The organism is Microbacterium testaceum (assembly GCF_001476285.1).
Taxonomy (GTDB): Bacteria; Actinomycetota; Actinomycetes; order Actinomycetales; family Microbacteriaceae; genus Microbacterium; species Microbacterium testaceum_B.
The window spans coordinates 24,610-42,127 of the sequence record NZ_LDRU01000040.1 but is presented as its reverse complement, the minus strand read 5'-3'; the positions used below and the strand labels follow the sequence as shown (position 1 = coordinate 42,127).

The following is a 17,518-nucleotide window of genomic DNA, read 5'->3' as shown; positions in this document are numbered from 1 at the left end:
TCGTCGCGTTCACGATCGTCACGAGCGCACCGCCAGCGTCGTGCCGCCGATGAACACCGCGCCCGAGGTGCGCTCCTCGGCCGTGGCGGGACGGGGCTGACCGCGCTCGCTCACGTAGGCGAGCGTGGGGTCGGCCGTGTCGGGGGCGTTGACGAAGCTCTGGAACCGCTTGAGCTTCTCGGGGTCGGCAAGGGTCGCGGCCCACTCGTCCTCGTAGTTGTCGATGTGGGCGGCCATCGCCCGGTCGAGGTCTTCAGCGATGCCGAGCGTGTCGTCGAACACGACACCCTTCAGCGCCTCGAGGCCGCCCTCGTAGTCCTCCATCCAGGGCGCGGTGCGCTGCAGCCGGTCGGCGGTGCGGATGTAGAACATCAGGAAGCGGTCGATCGCGCGCAGCAGGCCCTCGTCGTCGAGACCCTCGGCGAAGAGCACCGCGTGGCGCGGGGTGAAGCCGCCGTTGCCGCCGACGTACATGTTCCAGCCGGCCTCGGTCGCGATGACGCCGACGTCCTTGCCGCGGGCCTCGGCGCACTCGCGCGCGCAGCCCGAGACGCCGAACTTGATCTTGTGCGGCGAGCGCAGGCCCCGGTAGCGCAGCTCGAGCTGCACGGCCATGCCGACCGAGTCCTGCACGCCGTAGCGGCACCACGTCTGCCCCACACACGACTTCACCGTGCGCAGCGACTTGCCGTACGCCTGCCCCGACTCGAAGCCTGCGTCGACGAGGCGCTTCCAGATCGCGGGGAGCTGTTCGAGCCGGGCGCCGAACATGTCGATGCGCTGGCCGCCGGTGATCTTCGTGTACAGCCCGAAGTCGCGCGCGACCTCGCCGATCACGACGAGCCCCTCGGGCGTGATCTCACCGCCCGCGATGCGCGGGACGACGCTGTACGTGCCGTCGCGCTGGATGTTGGCCATGACGTGGTCGTTGGTGTCCTGCATCGTCGCGAGCTCGCCGTCGAGCACGTGCTCCGCGTACAGGCTCGCGAGGATGCTCGCGAGAGCCGGCTTGCAGATGTCGCACCCGCGGCCGGTGCCGAAGCGCTCGACGATCGAGGTGAAGGTTCGAAGCCCCGAGATGCGGACGGCGTCGAAGAGCTGCGCGCGGGTGAACGCGAAGTGCTCGCACAGGCCGTTCGACACTTCTTTTCCGGATGCCGCCAGCTCGGTCTGAACGAGCTTCTTGACGAGGGTGAAGCACGAACCGCACGCCGCCCCGGCCTTCGTGCAGGCCTTGACCTCGGCGGCATCCGCGCAGTCGTGCTCGGTCACGGCCCCGCGGACCGTACCGGCGGTCACGCCGTTGCACGAGCAGACGATCGCGTCGTCGGGGAGGTCGCCCTGTGGGGCCGGGGCGAGGTCGCTCGGCATGAGATACGCCGCCGGGTCGCCCCCGAGCGCGTGGCCGACGAGCGGACGGAGCGACGTGTAGGCCGAGGCGTCGCCGACCAGGATGCCGCCGAGCAGCGTCTGGGCATCGTCGCTCAGCACGAGCTTCTTGTAGACGCCCGACACCGGGTCGGCGTAGGTGACGTCGAGGGCGTTCGGGGTCTCGGCGAACGCGTCGCCGAAGCTGGCGACCTCAACGCCCGAGAGCTTGAGCTTGGCCGAGGTGTCGAAGCCGTCGAAGGCGGCCTCTCCCCCGAGCAGGCGGGTCGCGGCGACCTCGGCCATCGCGTAGCCCGGGGCGACGAGGCCGATGCACTGTCCGTCGAAGCTCGCGACCTCGCCGATCGCGAGGATCGAGGGGTCGGAGGTGTCGCAGCCCGCGTCGATCACGACACCGCCGCGCGCGTCGACCGCGAGCTCCGCGGCGCGGGCCAGCTCGTCGCGGGGACGCACACCGACCGTGAACACGACGATGTCGACGGCCTCCCAGGTACCGTCGCGCAGCTCGAGTCCGACCACGGCGCCGGACTTGTCGGCATCCACCCGGGTCGTCACCGACTGGGTGCGCACCTCGATGCCGCGCGCCTCGATGAGCCTCTGCAGCGCCTTCGCGCCGCCCAGGTCGAGCTGCGCCGACATGAGCCGCTCGTTCGACTGCAGCACGAAGGGCGAGACGCCCTCGGCCTGGAGCGCACCGGCAGCTTCGAGGCCCAGCAGGCCGCCGCCGACGACCGCGCCGCGCAGGGGGCGGCCGAGCTGTGCGGAACGCTGGGCGATCCAGGCGCGCATGCCCGCGACATCGTCGAGCGTGCGGTAGACGAAGCATCCGCGGTGGTCGAAGCCGTCGAGCGCGAGGCGCGCGGCGTACGAGCCGGTGGCGAGCACGAGACGGTCGTAGTCGTAGGTGGACCCGGCCGCGGTGGTGACGGTGCGCGCCGCGCGGTCGATGGTGGTGACGCGCGCGTCGGTTTCGACACGCACCCGCTCGTGGTCGAGCACCGCGGGGTCGAGCGTGAGGTCGTCGGGGGTCTTGCCGCTGAAGATCCCGGTCAGGCCGACGCGGTCGTAGGGCCCGCGCGCCTCGTCGCCGAGCACGGTGATCGACCAGCGGCCGTCGGTGTCGCGGCTGGTGAGGCTCTCGACGAAGCGGTGCGCCACCATCCCGGCACCCACGACCACGACGGATCCGGATGACGCGGGGTGGAGCATGCCGTCACCGTACGCGGCGGACTTTGCCGACGCGTCTGCGGCGTGTTTCGTTCCGGTTGCGGGGTTCGAGCGGGCCATGCCCCGACGCTAAGCAGCCGAGGTTTCCCCCGCCGTCGCCCCGGCGTTACCCCCGGCGAACGTTTCTCTCACGCGGGGCTGTCGTTCGTGTGAGGTTTTGCCGGCGGCATCCGCCCCGCCCTGCAACCCGCAAACCCCGCTCGTGCCGGGTGATCCTCATCGAGTGTCCAAAACACCCGGACAAATTTTCAGAACGTCCGGGTGTCTTGGACACTCAGCGGCCCGTGCGGACCCCTCGCACGAAGCGTTACTCGACGGGCTCGAGCACGAACACCTCGATGCGCCGCTCGGTCTTCTTCTGGTACTCGTCGTAGTCGGGCCAGACCTCGGTCGCGTAGCCCCACCACTCGTCGCGCTCGGCCCCCTCGGCCTGGTGCGCGTCGTACTCCTTCTTCACGTCGCCGTCCTGCAGGGCGACGCGCGGGTTCTTCACGAGGTTGTAGAACCAGGCGGGGTGCTCGGGAGCGCCGCCCTTGGACGCCACGACCGCGTACTTTCCGTCGTGCTCGACCCGCATCAGCGCGGTCTTGCGGAGCCCTCCGGTTTTGGCCCCGACCGTGGTGAGGACGATGATGGGTACGCCCCTCAGCTCGGCGGCTTCCCGGCCTCCCGAGGCCTCGAACGCTTCGGCCTGCTGGCGGGCCCACTCGCTGGTGCTGGGCAGATACTCTCCTGAGAGCGACATGTCTCCCACGATACGTCGGCGTCTTCCCCTCCGGTCTAGCCCCTTCCCCCTTTTTCTGGAGCCTTCATGAGCGCTTCTGCTCCCGAGACCACGGCCGCCCCCGAACCGAAGAACGGCCTCGACCGGTTCTTCGAGATCACCGCCCGCGGTTCGACCGTCGGCGCCGAGGTCCGCGGCGGCGTGGTCACGTTCGTGACGATGGCGTACATCGTCATCCTGAACCCGATCATCCTGTCGGGGACCCCGGACGTCTCCGGCAACGCCCTCGGCTTCCCCCAGGTCGCGGCCACCACCGCCCTCACCGCCGGCGTCATGACGATGCTGTTCGGTCTCGTCACCCGCCTGCCGTTCGCTTTCGCCGCGGGCCTGGGCATCAACTCGTTCCTCGCGGTCGGCATCGTCGGCGGGGTCACCTGGCCCGAGGCCATGGGGCTCGTCGTCATCAACGGCCTCATCATCGTGTTGCTCGCCGTCACCGGGCTTCGTCGCATGATCTTCGAGGCCGTGCCGCTGGCCCTGAAGACCGCGATCACCGTCGGCATCGGTCTCTTCATCGCGTTCATCGGCTTCGTCGACAGCGGCCTGGTCACCTCGACCGGGCTCAGCTCGCCGCCGGTGGGCCTCGGTGTCGAGGGCTCGATCGCGACGATCCCGACCACGCTGTTCGTGCTGACGCTTGTCATCACCGCCGTGCTGCTGGTGCGCAAGGTCAAGGCGGCACTTCTCATCGGTCTGCTCTCGGGCACGATCATCGCGGTGATCGTCGAGGCGGTCGCGCACCTCGGCGCCCGCTCCGACGTCAACCCGGGCGGCTGGAGCCTGAGCGTCCCGACGCTCCCTGCACAGCTCGTGAGCCTCCCCGACCTGTCGCTGGTCGGCCAGGTGGACCTCGTCGGCTCCTTCGGCCGCATCGGCGTCCTCGCCGCCCTGATGCTCGTCTTCACGCTCGTCTTCACGAACTTCTTCGACGCGATGGGCACGATGACCGGCCTCTCCCGCGAAGCCGGTCTCGCCGCTCCCGACGGCACGTTCCCCCGCCTGCGCTCCGCCCTGGTGATCGAGGGCATCGGCGCGGTGGCGGGTGGAGCGACCTCGTCGTCGTCGAACACCGTGTTCATCGAGTCGGGCTCGGGCATCGGCGAGGGCGCTCGCACGGGCCTCGCGAACGTCGTCACCGGCGGCCTGTTCCTGCTCGCGATGTTCTTCACCCCGCTGACCAGCATCGTTCCGACCGAGATCGCCGCCGCGGCCCTGGTCATCGTCGGCGCTCTGATGATGGCGCAGATCCGCCACGTCGACCTCAGCGACATGTCCGTGCTCATCCCGGTGTTCCTCACGGTGACCGTGATGCCCTTGACCTACTCGATCGCGAACGGCATCGGTGCGGGCTTCGTCAGCTGGGTGCTCATCCAGGCACTGTCGGGCCGCGCCCGCCGAGTCAGCCCGCTCCTGTGGATCGTGGCCGCGGGCTTCGTCGTCTTCTTCGCCCGCGGGCCGGTGGAGGCGCTGCTCGGCTGAGCCCCGTGCGTTGGTGGGGCCCGGATGCCACGGCATCCGGGCCCCTCCCCGTTCCGCGAGCATGTCGCCCGCCCGCCCACCGCGGCTCCGCCGCGACGACGTCGAGTGTCCAAGACACGCCGCAAAGTCGCCCCGTATAACGGCGTGTTCTGGACACTCGACGGCGCCGACAGGCGCGCAGACGCGCCGCGGCGGCAACGCGAAAGGGCCCGGATGCCATGGCATCCGGGCCCTCAGAACGAAACGTCAGAGCGCTTCGATGATCTCGCGCATCAGGGCGGCGGTCTCGGACGGCGTCTTGCCGACCTTCACGCCGGCGGCCTCGAGGGCCTCCTTCTTCGCCTGAGCGGTACCGGCGGAGCCGGAGACGATGGCGCCGGCGTGGCCCATGGTCTTGCCCTCGGGGGCGGTGAAGCCGGCGACGTAGCCGACGACGGGCTTCGTGACGTTGGCCTCGATGAAGGCGGCGGCGCGCTCCTCGGCGTCGCCACCGATCTCACCGATCATGACGATGGCCTTGGTCTCGGGGTCGGCCTCGAACGCGGCGAGCGCGTCGATGTGCGTGGTGCCGATGACCGGGTCGCCGCCGATGCCGATGGCGGTCGAGAAGCCGAGGTCGCGCAGCTCGAACATCATCTGGTAGGTCAGGGTGCCCGACTTCGACACGAGGCCGATGGGGCCCTTGCCGGTGATGTTCGCGGGGGTGATGCCCACGAGCGCCTCGCCGGGCGTGATGATGCCGGGGCAGTTCGGGCCGATGATGCGGGTCTTCTCGCCCTTCGACTTCGCGTACGCCCAGGCCTCGGCGGTGTCGCCGACGGGCACACCCTCGGTGATGACGACGAGGAGGGGGATCTCGGCGTCGATGGCCTCGACCATCGCGTCCTTCGTGAAGGCCGGGGGCACGAACGCGATCGACACGTCGGCGCCGGTCTCGCGCATGGCCTCTTCGACCGAGGCGAAGACGGGGAGCTCGACGTCGTTGCCCGACGCGTCCTTGTGGGTGACGGTCGTGCCGGCCTTGCGGGCGTTCACGCCGCCGACGACCTGGGTGCCGGCCTTGAGCATGAGGGCGGTGTGCTTGGTGCCTTCGCCTCCGGTGATGCCCTGGACGATGACCTTGGAGTCCTTGTTGAGGTAGATCGACATTTCTCTGTCCCTATCCCTTACGCGTTGGCCAGTTCGGCGGCCTTGTCGGCGCCCTCGTCCATACCGGCGGCGAGGGTGACGAGCGGGTGGTTGGCGGCGGCGAGGATCTCGCGGCCCTCCTCGACCTGGTTGCCGTCGAGGCGGACGACGAGCGGCTTGGTCGCGGTGTCGCCCAGGATCTCGAGGGCCTTCACGATGCCCTCCGCCACGGCGACGCACGAGGTGATGCCACCGAAGACGTTGACGAAGACGCTCTTGACCTGCTCGTCGCCGAGGATGACGTCGAGGCCGGCGGCCATGACCGTCGCCGAGGCGCCGCCGCCGATGTCGAGGAAGTTGGCGGGCTTGACGCCGCCGTGCTTCTCACCGGCGTACGCGACGACGTCGAGGGTCGACATGACCAGACCCGCGCCGTTGCCGATGATGCCGACCTGGCCGTCGAGCTTGACGTAGTTGAGGTCGTGCTGCTTGGCCTTCGCCTCGAGCGGGTCGGCGGCGTCCTTGTCTTCGAGCGCCTCGTGGTCGGGGTGGCGGAAGCCGGCGTTCTCGTCGAGCGAGACCTTGCCGTCGAGGGCGATGATGTCGCCGTCCTCGCTCTGGATGAGGGGGTTCACCTCGACGAGCGTGGCGTCCTCGCCCTTGTAGACGTTGAAGAGCTTGACGAAGACGTCGGCGACCTTGGGCGCGAGCTCCTCGTCGAACTTGGCGGCGCGAGCGATCTCGAGCGCCTTCTCGGGCGTGATGCCCTCGATCGGGTCGACCTCGATGCGCGCGAGGGCTTCGGGACGCTCGACGGCGAGCTCCTCGATCTCCATGCCGCCCTCGACGCTGGAGAGCGAGAGGTACGAGCGGTTCGAGCGGTCGAGCAGCACCGAGAAGTAGAACTCCTTGGCGATGCGAGCGCCGGCCGCGACCATGACGCGCTTGACGACGTGGCCCTTGATGTCGAGGCCGAGGATGGCCTGGGCCGCCTCGTATGCCTCTTCGGGGGTCTTGGCGACCTTCACGCCGCCGGCCTTGCCGCGGCCTCCGGTCTTGACCTGAGCCTTGACGACGACGACGCCACCGAGCTTCTCTGCGGCCGCCTTCGCCTCCTCAGGGGTGTCGGCGATGATGCCGGCGAGCACCGGCACCTCGTACTTCTCAAAAAGATCACGTGCCTGGTACTCGTAGAGATCCACGGACAATCCTTCGCTGGGCGATCGGTGGTGGGAGGAGGCAAAAGTCTCTCGATATCAAGAGATCTGCGCCAATCGACAAGCCTACTAGACAGGTCCGCCGCCCCCGACCCCAGCCCGTCAGAACGGAGGGGGTCCCGGATGCCGGGACCCCCTCCGGTCGCTGCGCAACAGGCTCAGGAGTCGCGGCGCGGCGCAGCCCCGAGGCGGATGCGGCGCACGTTGACCCAGTAGAAGATCGGCGTCAGCACCACGACGATGGCCGACATCGCGATGACGATGACGAGCGTCTGGTGCTGACCGAGCAGCGCGACGATGAGGTAGCCGAGGCTGGACGCGAGCGCCATGATGAAGCTGTTGAGCCAAAGACGGCCTTTGCTGGGCTGAGCGGCGGGGGTGGACATGGGTTCTCCTCTGGGTGGGTGGCGTCGGTTCGCGGTGGCGAGGTCCGACGGTCGGGGCGGGACGTGCAGGTTCAGCGCGGAGTGAAGGCAGCGAGCAGCCGATCGGGATGCCGGTCGAGGTAACGCCCGCTGAGCCTGGTCGACACGACGGCGGCGACGACGGCCACCACCAGTGCCGCGACGAGCACCGCTTGTACGGGAAGAAACGCCTGGGCGAGAGAGCTCAGCCACCCGGCCAGGAGCACGAGGCCGATGGCGGCACCGGACGCGCCGAGTGCACGCACCGCCAGCGTGCTGCGGTCCCCTTGCGGGGTCTCCTGGTCGTACGGGTTGCGCGAACTCGAGACCGCACCGACGGCGAACGAGAGGGCCAGGGCCGCGAGCGCGGAGATCAGCGCGGTCGGAACCTGATCGGCGGTTCCGCTCGCGATCCCGAGACCGATCGTGAGCGCGGCCGCCGCGGGAACGAGGAACAGCGAGACCGCCAGCATCTTCCCGCGAAGCACGGAGGCGAGCGAGGCGCCGGTCTGCACCGTCAGTTCGACCCCGCGCCCGTCCCAGGCGAAGAGGTTGAGCAGCACGCCCGACCCCATGGCCACGGTTCCGATGGCGACAGCGAACGGGAGCCCCGTCGTGTGCACCTGCGCCGCGGCGAACATCACGCCGACGGCGGGGCCGACGATCAGGAACTGCGCGGCCCGCGGCGCCCGGAAGAAGTAGTAGCGCAACTGCTGGCTCGCCGCCCCCAGGGCCGCACCGGCCGAGAACGGGCGCAGCACCGGCGGCACGAGCGACAGCACCCGCGCCGACCGGCGGCGGGGGGATGCCACGGCACGAGCGGTGTGGCCCTTCACATGCCGGCGCAGGGCGACGCCCCAGAGCACGAGGGCGAGCGCGATGGTCACGATCACGACGCCGAACCGCGCGAGCGCACCGGGCAGATCGCCCGTGTCGAGCACGTAGCCGACGGCCGCTGCCGCGCCCGGGGGCGTCCAGGTGAGGACGGTGAGGAAGATCGCCCCCGCGTCCTCGGCCGCACCGAGGATCGGAGCGAACACGTGCGGCAGGACGTAGATCGAGACCACCACGAGGCTCGAGAGGATCACGGCCACGTCACGTCCGCGACGTGCCGACAGCGCCTCCGCGAACAGTGCGCGCACGGCGTACGACGTCGCCACGCACATCACGGTGAACAACAGCCCCGCCGCGACGGCCGCGAGCCTGCTGGGCAGGTCGACATGGATCTGCGCGACGCCGCCGATGGCGGTCAGGAACGTCGCCGCCGCCATCGGCGAGAACAGTCCACCGAGGAGCAGCCCGCTCACCTGCTGCGTCCTGCTGAGCGGGTATTGCTCGAGCACCGTGGGATCGATGATGTTCGCGATCGGCAGGGGCGTGGTGATGGGGAGGACGACCCACCCCACGAAGAGCGCCACGAACAGCAGGAGCACGAGAAGGTCGCCGAAGGCCTCGACCCCGGAGTCGAGGGCCGCCACGAGCGCACCGCCGCACAGCCCCGCGAGGATGCCGAGCGCCCAGCCGAGCGCGAAGGTGGCGATGCCGAGAGCGGAGGCGCGCGCGCCCCCGATCTGGATCGCGAGCCTCAGGCGGGCGAGGACGAGAGCCATGCGAGATCCCCCTCCGCGAGGTCGCGGCCGCCGACGATGTCGACGAACGCATCCTCCAACGAACCGTTCGGCGCGAGTTCTGCCACCGTGCCCTCGGCGACGAGGGTGCCCTTGGCGATGATGGCCACGCGGTCGCACAGCTTCTGGACCACGTCGAGCACGTGGCTCGAGAAGACGACGGTGCCGCCGCCCTGACGGAAGCGCTGCAGCATCTGCTCCATCACCTGCGTGTTGACCGGGTCCAACGCACCGAAGGGTTCGTCGAGGATCAGCACGCGCGGGCTGTGCAGCATCGCCACGGCGAGGCCGACGCGCTTGGTCATTCCGAGCGAGAAGTCGGCGATGGGACGCCCGGCGTCGGCTTCCAGGTCGAGCACGCGAAGCAGATCGTCGCCGCGGCTGCGAATGTCGGCGGATGCCATTCCGCGCAGCATCCCCGCGTAGTCGAGCATTTCCCGTGCGGTGAGACGTCCGAACAAGGGCGGGTTGTCGGCGACATATCCGAGAAGGGCCTTGGCGCGCCGCGGGTTGGGCCACACCGAGACTCCGGCGACCTCGATCGTGCCGGCATCCGGCTCGAGAAGACCGGTGATCATCCGAATCGAGGTGGTCTTGCCCGCGCCGTTCGGGCCGGCGATGCCGTAGAACGACCCCTGCGGAATGGTCAGGTTCAGACCGTCGACGCTCGTGACGTCACCAAACTTCTTGACCACTCCCGCAACCTGAATAGCGCCTGTCATATCGCTGAGAATAGGGGAAGAAAAGGTTGCGATTGTGACGAGCTGCTAAATCAGTTTCGTCTTTGTTCGATGCGCGCGACCTGCGATCGAAAACGCACGGGTCGACTAGATCCAGCCCCGCTCCCGCGCGTGGATCGTCGCCTGCTGGCGGCTCGCCAGACCGAGCTTCCCGAGCACCGACGAGACGTGGTTGCGCACGGTGCCGGCCGACAGGTGCAGCGCCGACGCGATCTCGGCCACCGTTTCTCCTCGCGCCCCCGCGCGCAGCACGTCCAGCTCGCGGTCGGTCAGCGGGCTGCGCTCGTCGCTCAGGGCGTCGGCGGCGATCTCGGGGTCGACATAGCGTCGCCCGGCGGCGACCTCGCGGATGACCGCGGCAACGTCATCCGCCGGCCGTGATTTCGGCAGGAAGCCGTCGACCCCCGCACCGAGCGCGCGCCGCAGCACACCGGGCCGCGCGTGACGCGTGACGATCACGCACCGCGACGGCACACGCCGCAGGATCCGCGCGGCCGTGTCGACACCGTCGAGCCCGGGCATCTCGAGGTCGAGCAGGCACACGTCGGGACGCAACCGCTCGGCCTCGACGATCGCGCTCTCGCCGTCGCGGCACTCCCCCACGACCTCGAGATCGGGTTCGAGGCGCAGGAGCGCGGCGAGTGCCGTGCGGATCATGTCTTCGTCATCGGCGATGAGCACGCGGATCATGCCGGCACCTCCTCGGGCACGCGAACGGTGATGCGGAAGAGATCGCCCGCGTGGGCGGCATCCACTGTTCCGCCGACGCGGCGGACGCGCTCGGCGATTCCCGAGAGCCCGGCGCCGTCTCCGACCGGAGACGCGGCGGCGCGCGCGTCGTTCTCGACGGTCAGCACCCACGAGCCCTGGTGTCGAGCGAGGGAGAGGGATGCCGACACCCCACCGCCGTGCTTGAGCACATTCGTCGTCGACTCGCGGATCACCGGACCCAGCACGTCGGCCGGGGCTCGACCGGCCTCGGTGTCGACGAGTAGCTCGACGGTGAGACCCGCCGCGCGGAGCAGGTCGGCGGCGTTGGCGAGCTCATCGGGAAGGGGAACCCCGCGGAACCGCGCGGCGAGGTCGCGGGTGCCGCGCCGCGCATCGTCGACGCTGGCCCGAGCGGCGCGCACCTGCTCGACGGCCGCCTCCGGATCGCGCCCCATCATCTTCTCGGCGAGCTCGAGCTGGAGCGCGATCACCTGGAGGTGGTGCCCCTGCAGGTCGTGCAGGTCGCTTGCCAGGCGCAGGCGTTCCTGAGCGGCGGCGAGACGACCCTCAGCGCGACGGGCGCGATCGAGCTCGCGCACGATGTCCCACCACCACAGCGACGTCGCGGTCAGGGGCGGCAGCATCGCGATGAAGATGCCCATCCCGACGATCTGCGCGACGTATCCGTCCGGGTTGAGGCGTGTGGCCTCGATGATCCACGCGGCGATGATCACGACGGTCAGCAGCACGACGAGACGGAGCCGGATACCCGCGCGCCACCGCACGAGACACAGCGTCTGAGCGACGAGCACGGTGCCGAGCAGCAGGGAGCCCGCGGCCGCTCCGGCGAGCACGGCCGACACCGACCCGGCGAGCACCCACGGCCAGACCGGACGCCGCGCGCCGACGTCACGGTCGTCGAGCGGCTCGCGCCGGTAGTGCACGAGCAGGAGGATCGCGGATGCCACCGACCCGGCCGCCCCGACGACGTAGAGCGCCGTGATCCACGCGGGCTCGTTCAGGATCAGCACGAGGGCCCAGACGACCAGGCCGAAGACGTGCAGCATCATGATCGAGACGACCGTGTACCACCACGTCACGCGGACGTCGCGGGCGTACGCGGCAGCGGGGGAAGTGCTCACCCCGGCCACTGTACGGCCGTGACATTCGTCATGGGTGGGGCGGAACATCCTCCGGATTCACCGTGACACCGTGACACTGCCGTCGGAGGGCCGCTCTCGCTGGGATGGAATCACCGCGGAACACGCCGCGGGCTCATCCCCCGGGAGCATCCATGTCGAACCCCGTCTCCGATCTCGTCCTCGGTTTCCAGAACCTCGTCGCCGAGGTTCCCGACCTCGTCCAGCCGCTCGTCGTGGCCCTGGCCGGCGCCGTGCCCTTCATCGAGGGTGAGGGGGCCGCCGCGATCGGCATCATCGGCGGCATCCACCCGATCGTCGCGGCTCTCGCCGGAGCCGTCGGCAACCTGATCTGCGTCGCGGTCGTCGTCCTGGCGACCTCGCGCGTGCGCACGGCCGTGACCACTCGCCGAGGAGGTTCGGCGAAGCCCGCCACCGCTCGCCGCGAGAAGTTCGAGCGTGCCTACCACCGCTACGGAACGCCGGGCGTGAGCCTGCTCGGCCCCCTCCTGCTGCCCACGCAGTTCACGGCCGCGGCCCTCACCTCGACCGGAGTCCCGCCGATGCGCGTGCTCGCGTGGCAGGCCGCGGCGATCGCCCTGTGGACGACGGTGATCACGCTGATCATCACGGGAGTCATCCGTGCGGTCGCGTGAATCGGGCCTCACGAGCGAGCGTTGTCGCCGCTCATCGCCGCAAGTAATAGTATCTGCGTATGCACGTAGATACGGATGCCGATGACCTCACCCCCGAGAATGGGTACGTCGAGGTTGCAGTCGAGGTGTTCCGGTTGCTGGCCGACGCCACCCGCATCCGGATCGTCCTCGCGCTGCGGGCGGGCGAACTACCGGTGAACGCGATCGCCGAGACGGTCGGACGCAGCCCCGCAGCGGTCTCGCAGCACCTGGCGAAGCTGCGGTGGGGCAAGCTCGTGCGCATCCGCCAGGACGGCAACCGGGTCTTCTATCGACTGACGGACGAGCACGCGATGCGCTTGGTGATCGAGGCGCTCCGCCAAGCCGAGCACGCGGTCGACGAGCGCCCCGGACACCACGCGTGATCCACGTCCTGCGCAACAGCACCTACCGCGCCTTGTTCAGCGCACAGGTGCTCGCCCTGCTCGGCACCGGGCTGCTCACGGTGGCTCTCGGGCTCCTTGCGTTCGATCTGGCCGGAGATTCCGCCGGGGTCGTGCTCGGAACCGCCTTGACGATCAAGATGGTCGCCTATGTCGGTGTCGCGCCACTCATGGCCGCCCTGGTCGACCGGATGCCACGCAAGCTCGTCCTCGTCGGAGCCGACATCGTGCGGCTCGCCATCGCTCTGAGCCTGCCCCTCGTGACCGAGACGTGGCAGATCTACGTGCTCGTCTTCGTGCTGCAGTCCGCGTCGGCGACCTTCACCCCGGCGTTCCAGGCGCTCATTCCCGGCGTTCTGCCCGAGCCGCGTGACTACACCCGCGCTCTCTCGCTCTCTCGACTGGCGTACGACCTCGAAGCGTTGGTGAGCCCCGGCATCGCTGCGGCGCTGCTGACGGTGATGCCCTCCTCGCACCTCTTCACCGGGACGGCACTGGGGTTCGCCTGTTCCGCATCGCTCGTGCTCATCGCTCGCCTGCCCGCGCAGAACACCGACGCCGCGGCACCCACCACGTTCTGGCAGCGTCTGCGGACCGGCATCCGTGTCTTCCTGCGCACGCCCACGCTGCGATTCGTCCTGGCGACGAACGTCGTCGTGGCGGCCGGCACGGCGCTGGTTCTGGTGAACTCGGTCGTTTACGCGCGCGGAGTGTTCGCCCTCGACGACGCCGCGCTCACCCTCGCCCTGGCGTGCTTCGGCGGCGGGTCGCTTCTCGTCGCGTTCGTCGTGCCGCGACTCGTCGAGCGGTTCGGCGTCCTCCGCACGATGAGCGCGGGCGCGGGGGTCATCACCGTGGCGCTGGCCGCCGCCACCGCCGTGCTCGCCCTGCTGCCCGCAACCACCGCAGGCTGGGCCGCCCTTCTCGCGACGTGGGCGACTCTCGGCATCGGGACGTCACTGGTGAACACCCCGTCATCGCGCCTGCTCGCGGACGCCTCGACGGATGCCGACCGCACCCTCGTCTACACCGCCCAGTTCGCGCTCTCGCACGCGTGCTTCCTGGTCACCTATCCCCTCGCCGGCTGGCTCGGCGGTGCGGCCGTTCTCGCCCCACCGCTCGCACTCCTCGCCATCGCGGGCGCGGCGCTGATCCCGGCCCTGGCGCTCGGTCGGCGCGCGGCGCGAATCGCCCCGCCGGTCACCACACCGACGGGCGCACCCCCGGGCTGACGGGGCGCGGAGCCCACGGCATCCGCGCCCCGCCTGCGTCAGAGCTTCGCCTGCAGCTGCTCCATCTCGGCGATCTCGGCCATCTGCGCCTCGACGATGCTCTTCGCGAGGGCGACGGCGTCGGGGTTCGAGCCGTCCTCGATCTCTTCCTGGGCCATGTCGACGGCACCGCGATGGTGCTGGATCATCTGCGACAGGAACAGTTGCGCCGCCTCGTCACCCGAGGCGTTCTCGAGCGCGCGCATGTCGTCGTCGCTCATCATGCCGTCGCCGTGATGCATGGCATCCGTGTCCGGCGAATCGATCCCCCAGTCGTCGAGCCACCCTGTCATCTTGTCGATCTCGGGCTGCTGCGCGGCGGTGATCGTCTCGGCGAGTGCCGTCACGCGCTCGTCGATGCCGTCCTTCGACAGCAGGGTGTCGGACATCTCGATCGCTTGCGCGTGGTGCGGGATCATCATGCTCGCGAACATGACATCGGCGTCATTGGCGTCGGTGGTCGCCGGGGGCGCGGCGCTGCCGCCGTGGTCCATGCCAGGCATGTCGTCGTGCGACGGTGCCGCGCCGCTGCAGCCGGCGAGCAGGAGGACGGTTGTCAGGGTGAGGGCGGCGGTCGCCGCGAAAGGGTTCTTCATGGGGTTCTCTCTGGTCGGTGATGCCGCTCGACGGTCGTCGAGCCGGTGCGGTGCCCACGCCAAGCGGGCCGGCGCACCATCACGTGCGACGGATGCAGAGAACAGCGAGATCGGGTGGTGGCAGCGGGTGCGCGACGAGAGACCATCGCGCGGGTCCGGCGGAGAGCAGGAGCGGCCGCGCGAGCCGGAGCCGGAGCCCCGCCCCGGCGGCGAAGACGATGACGGCACCGAGCAGGGCCAGCACGCACGCCATCCACGCCATCGAGTGATCGGCGGAAGGGCTTGCCGCGTCGATCGGCGAGAGCGCCATCGAGTCGTGGTCGCTCCGATGCGCGGGAGAGGATGCCATGGCCGCGACGCCGTGGACCGTCGGGCCGCCGTGGCCGGTCGAGGCACCCGGGCCGGTCGACACGGAATGCGCGGTTGAGGCGGAGTGGCCGATTGCGGTCCCGTGGCCGGCGAACGCGTGCATCGCGAGGAGTCCGGCGATGACGGCGACCGTCAGAACCACGACGAGAGCGACGGCGCGCGGCCGCCGAGCATGCTCGGCCACGGTGACCAACGACATATCCACCCCCTCGAGAGATCCAGGCTACCGACGACCCCGGACATGCGAGCGGGGCCACCTGATCGTCGACCGAGAAGGAGGTGACGCAATTCGGTCGGCGTCGGATTCCGACGCCGCAGTCCAGCCGCGTGCCGAGACATCACGCCCGTAGGGACGACCGGGCGGCGCTTGCGGCGCCGCTCCCCTCGGGCGACGCCGCTCTCGCGAGCAGGAAGGATGCCACGGTCTCGGTCAACCGCTGCGCGAACTCATCCGAGTCGACGCGGCGGGCCGGGGCGGCGTGGTCGGGAAGCCCGATGCTGAGGTGGTGGGTCGCGACGGCCTCGACGACGTCGCCGGCCCAGTACAGGTCGTCCGTGGTCACCGCGATCCCGAAGCGATCGCAGACGCGCGAGAGAGCGTCGGTGACGGTTCGCTGCACGACCGAGCCCGAGGTGTGACCGCGTCCGGCTGCGGCCGGATAGTCGTCGGCGGCGCGGATGATGGCGCGCAGCAGCGTCGCCTCTCTGGTGAGGATCGTCAGGCGGGCATCGATCAGATGCGCGATGGCGTCGACCAGATCGCCGCCCTGCTCCGCGGCATCCGCGAGCGACTCCGCCATGTCGGCGTCGATGCGATCGAGTTCGCGTGCCGAGACGGCCAGCAACAGCGCCTCTTTACTCCCGACGCGGCCGTAGATCGTGCCCACCGCGACACCCGCGAGCGTGCTCACCTCCGCAACCGTGAACCCCGTCGCCCCGCGCTGCACGAGCAGGGCGACCGTGGCATCCAGTACTCGCTCGAGCGAGGCGCGACTGCGCTCCTGCGTCGCGGGAGGCAGCGTCGCCTCCGCTGACTGCGCTCTCACGCGAGACTCCATGTCGGCTTGCCCTTTCGTCAGGTCGAGGCTACCGTGAGAAATCCGAATGCGTATTCAGCTTCGGATTCCAGAGATGGCTTCGCTCGCCAGCGGCCGCTCCGGAAGCCATCCGCTCAGAGAGGAGCACGGCATGCCCGCCGCGAAGAAAGTCCTGATCGTCGGAGCCGGCCTCGGCGGGCTCTGCGCTGCCACCGCCCTGGCCCAGATCGGCGCAGAAGTCGACATCATCGACATCAAGCCCGACAACAGCGTTCCCGGCGTCGGCTTCGGACTCCGCCTGAACGGCCTCCGTGCCATACGTGAGATCGGCCTCCTCGAGCGCTGCCTCGAGATGGGCCAGCAGTCCCCCGCGATCGACCTCTACGACCCCGACGGCCGCCTGCTCAGCACCATGAGCTACGGCACCGAAGACGAGGGTCTGCCCGGGTGCGTCACCATGTCGCGGATCGGCTTCCTCGAGATCGCCACCGATCGCGCGCTCGAGGTGGGCTGCACCATCCGTCTCGCGACGACCGTCGCCGACCTGCAGCAGCACGACGACGGGGTGACTGTCACCTTCAACACCGGCGACAGCGCCGAGTACGACCTCGTCGTCGGCTACGACGGCATCAACTCGCAGATCCGCCACGAGTACTTCGGCGCGCAGTACGACCCGAAGCCCGTCGGCGGTGTCGCCTGGCGATGCGCCCTGCCCAATCGTCGTCGCCTGACCCAGCCCATCATCTGCCAGGGCTACGGCGGCAAGATCATGCTGACCCCGCTGTCGGCCGAGACGATGTACATGGTCCTGACGGTCGCGGAGCAGGGGCGTCCGCGCTACGACCCGGCCGAGATGCCGAGGATCATGCACGACCGCGCTCTCGCACTCATGGGCGGGGCGGAGTGGCTCAGCGACGCGCTCGACGACGTGCTGCACTCCGAGAGCGTGGCGTACACGCCGTACTCCACGGTCTGGGTGCCCTACCCGTGGTTCCGCGGGCGCGTGATGATCCTGGGCGACGCGGCACACGCGATGACGCCGTACCTCGGTTCGGGAGCGGCCATGAGCATCGAGGACGGGGTCGTGCTCGCCCAGGAGCTCGCGAAGGACCAGTCCCTCCTCGATGCGCAGCTCGCCGTGATGCGACGGCGACTCCCGCGGGTGCGGGCAGTGCACGACCGCTCGATCGAGTCGATGAACGAAGAGTTCGATTCGGTGACGCCCGAGACGTTCCGGCGCCGCATCGAGTTCCTCGCCCACGACGAGCCCATCGCGAACGAGTACGCGAACCGGCTCCTGAGAATGCCCATCTGACCGGTC

Annotated in this window: 17 protein-coding genes; 5 read left to right on the top strand and 12 right to left on the bottom strand. The window is 69.7% G+C overall.

The window, feature by feature from the left end; all coding sequences use genetic code 11:
• Positions 1 to 18: 18 nt before the first annotated feature.
• Together nirB and NS283_RS08395 are read right to left on the bottom strand one after the other, a co-directional pair.
• On the bottom strand, positions 19 to 2,598 hold the full coding sequence (nirB, locus tag NS283_RS08400) for a nitrite reductase large subunit NirB (protein WP_058596435.1): 2,580 nt from the start codon (positions 2,596 to 2,598) through the stop codon (positions 19 to 21).
• Between the two features lie 325 nt (positions 2,599 to 2,923).
• Positions 2,924 to 3,361, bottom strand: coding sequence for a nitroreductase family deazaflavin-dependent oxidoreductase (locus tag NS283_RS08395; protein ID WP_058596410.1), 438 nt, complete (start codon positions 3,359 to 3,361; stop codon positions 2,924 to 2,926).
• A 66-nt stretch (positions 3,362 to 3,427) separates the two neighbouring features.
• Here NS283_RS08395 and NS283_RS08390 point away from each other — a divergent pair, with 66 nt between their 5' ends.
• Positions 3,428 to 4,879, top strand: coding sequence for an NCS2 family permease (locus NS283_RS08390; RefSeq protein WP_058596409.1), 1,452 nt, complete (start codon positions 3,428 to 3,430; stop codon positions 4,877 to 4,879).
• A 246-nt stretch (positions 4,880 to 5,125) separates the two neighbouring features.
• Here NS283_RS08390 and sucD read toward each other — a convergent pair whose 3' ends face one another.
• The 7 genes from sucD to NS283_RS08355 all read right to left on the bottom strand — a co-directional run bounded on the left by sucD (position 5,126) and on the right by NS283_RS08355 (position 11,849).
• Entirely contained in the window at positions 5,126 to 6,028 is a 903-nt protein-coding gene (gene sucD, locus NS283_RS08385; RefSeq protein WP_058596408.1) for a succinate--CoA ligase subunit alpha, read from the bottom strand.
• Positions 6,029 to 6,045: 17 nt separating this feature from the next.
• Positions 6,046 to 7,209 carry an ADP-forming succinate--CoA ligase subunit beta gene (gene sucC, locus NS283_RS08380; protein WP_058596407.1) on the bottom strand — a complete coding sequence of 388 codons (1,164 nt, stop codon included), beginning with the start codon at positions 7,207 to 7,209 and terminating at the stop codon, positions 6,046 to 6,048.
• Positions 7,210 to 7,382: 173 nt separating this feature from the next.
• Complete coding sequence (locus tag NS283_RS08375) at positions 7,383 to 7,610, bottom strand: hypothetical protein (protein WP_058596406.1); 228 nt, start codon at positions 7,608 to 7,610, stop codon at positions 7,383 to 7,385.
• Between the two features lie 71 nt (positions 7,611 to 7,681).
• The gene (locus NS283_RS08370; protein ID WP_058596405.1) at positions 7,682 to 9,238 is read right to left on the bottom strand and encodes a hypothetical protein; all 1,557 of its coding nucleotides are present in this window, start codon (positions 9,236 to 9,238) and stop codon (positions 7,682 to 7,684) included.
• Positions 9,214 to 9,978 (bottom strand): ABC transporter ATP-binding protein, encoded by a 765-nt coding sequence (locus NS283_RS08365; protein WP_058596404.1) that lies wholly within the window; start codon positions 9,976 to 9,978, stop codon positions 9,214 to 9,216. Before NS283_RS08365 ends, NS283_RS08370 begins: the two co-directional genes overlap by 25 nt.
• A 105-nt stretch (positions 9,979 to 10,083) precedes the next feature.
• Positions 10,084 to 10,686, bottom strand: a complete 603-nt coding sequence (locus NS283_RS08360) for a response regulator transcription factor (RefSeq protein ID WP_058596403.1) — start codon at positions 10,684 to 10,686, stop codon at positions 10,084 to 10,086.
• Entirely contained in the window at positions 10,683 to 11,849 is a 1,167-nt protein-coding gene (locus NS283_RS08355) for a sensor histidine kinase (RefSeq protein ID WP_241492215.1), read from the bottom strand. The genes NS283_RS08360 and NS283_RS08355 overlap by 4 nt, the downstream gene beginning before the upstream one ends.
• A 152-nt stretch (positions 11,850 to 12,001) precedes the next feature.
• Between NS283_RS08355 and NS283_RS08350 the strand changes: the two genes are divergently transcribed.
• From NS283_RS08350 to NS283_RS08340, 3 genes are read left to right on the top strand one after another with little or no spacing between them, the layout of a single operon-like run.
• Positions 12,002 to 12,502, top strand: a complete 501-nt coding sequence (locus tag NS283_RS08350) for a hypothetical protein (RefSeq protein WP_058596401.1) — start codon at positions 12,002 to 12,004, stop codon at positions 12,500 to 12,502.
• A gap of 59 nt (positions 12,503 to 12,561) precedes the next feature.
• Positions 12,562 to 12,906 (top strand): ArsR/SmtB family transcription factor, encoded by a 345-nt coding sequence (locus tag NS283_RS08345; protein ID WP_058596400.1) that lies wholly within the window; start codon positions 12,562 to 12,564, stop codon positions 12,904 to 12,906.
• The gene (locus NS283_RS08340) at positions 12,903 to 14,156 is read left to right on the top strand and encodes an MFS transporter (protein WP_058596399.1); all 1,254 of its coding nucleotides are present in this window, start codon (positions 12,903 to 12,905) and stop codon (positions 14,154 to 14,156) included. The genes NS283_RS08345 and NS283_RS08340 overlap by 4 nt, the downstream gene beginning before the upstream one ends.
• 38 nt (positions 14,157 to 14,194) lie before the next feature.
• Here the strand turns inward: NS283_RS08340 and NS283_RS08335 are convergent, their stop codons facing one another.
• The 3 genes from NS283_RS08335 to NS283_RS08325 all read right to left on the bottom strand — a co-directional run bounded on the left by NS283_RS08335 (position 14,195) and on the right by NS283_RS08325 (position 16,206).
• Positions 14,195 to 14,791: a DUF305 domain-containing protein gene (locus tag NS283_RS08335; protein ID WP_058596398.1), complete on the bottom strand. Its 597-nt coding sequence runs from the start codon at positions 14,789 to 14,791 to the stop codon at positions 14,195 to 14,197.
• Positions 14,792 to 14,870: 79 nt separating this feature from the next.
• Positions 14,871 to 15,359, bottom strand: a complete 489-nt coding sequence (locus NS283_RS08330; protein WP_058596397.1) for a hypothetical protein — start codon at positions 15,357 to 15,359, stop codon at positions 14,871 to 14,873.
• A 139-nt stretch (positions 15,360 to 15,498) separates the two neighbouring features.
• Positions 15,499 to 16,206 carry a TetR/AcrR family transcriptional regulator gene (locus NS283_RS08325; RefSeq protein WP_193752651.1) on the bottom strand — a complete coding sequence of 236 codons (708 nt, stop codon included), beginning with the start codon at positions 16,204 to 16,206 and terminating at the stop codon, positions 15,499 to 15,501.
• A 142-nt stretch (positions 16,207 to 16,348) separates the two neighbouring features.
• Between NS283_RS08325 and NS283_RS08320 the strand changes: the two genes are divergently transcribed.
• On the top strand, positions 16,349 to 17,512 hold the full coding sequence (locus NS283_RS08320; RefSeq protein WP_058596395.1) for an FAD-dependent monooxygenase: 1,164 nt from the start codon (positions 16,349 to 16,351) through the stop codon (positions 17,510 to 17,512).
• Positions 17,513 to 17,518 lie beyond the last annotated feature (6 nt).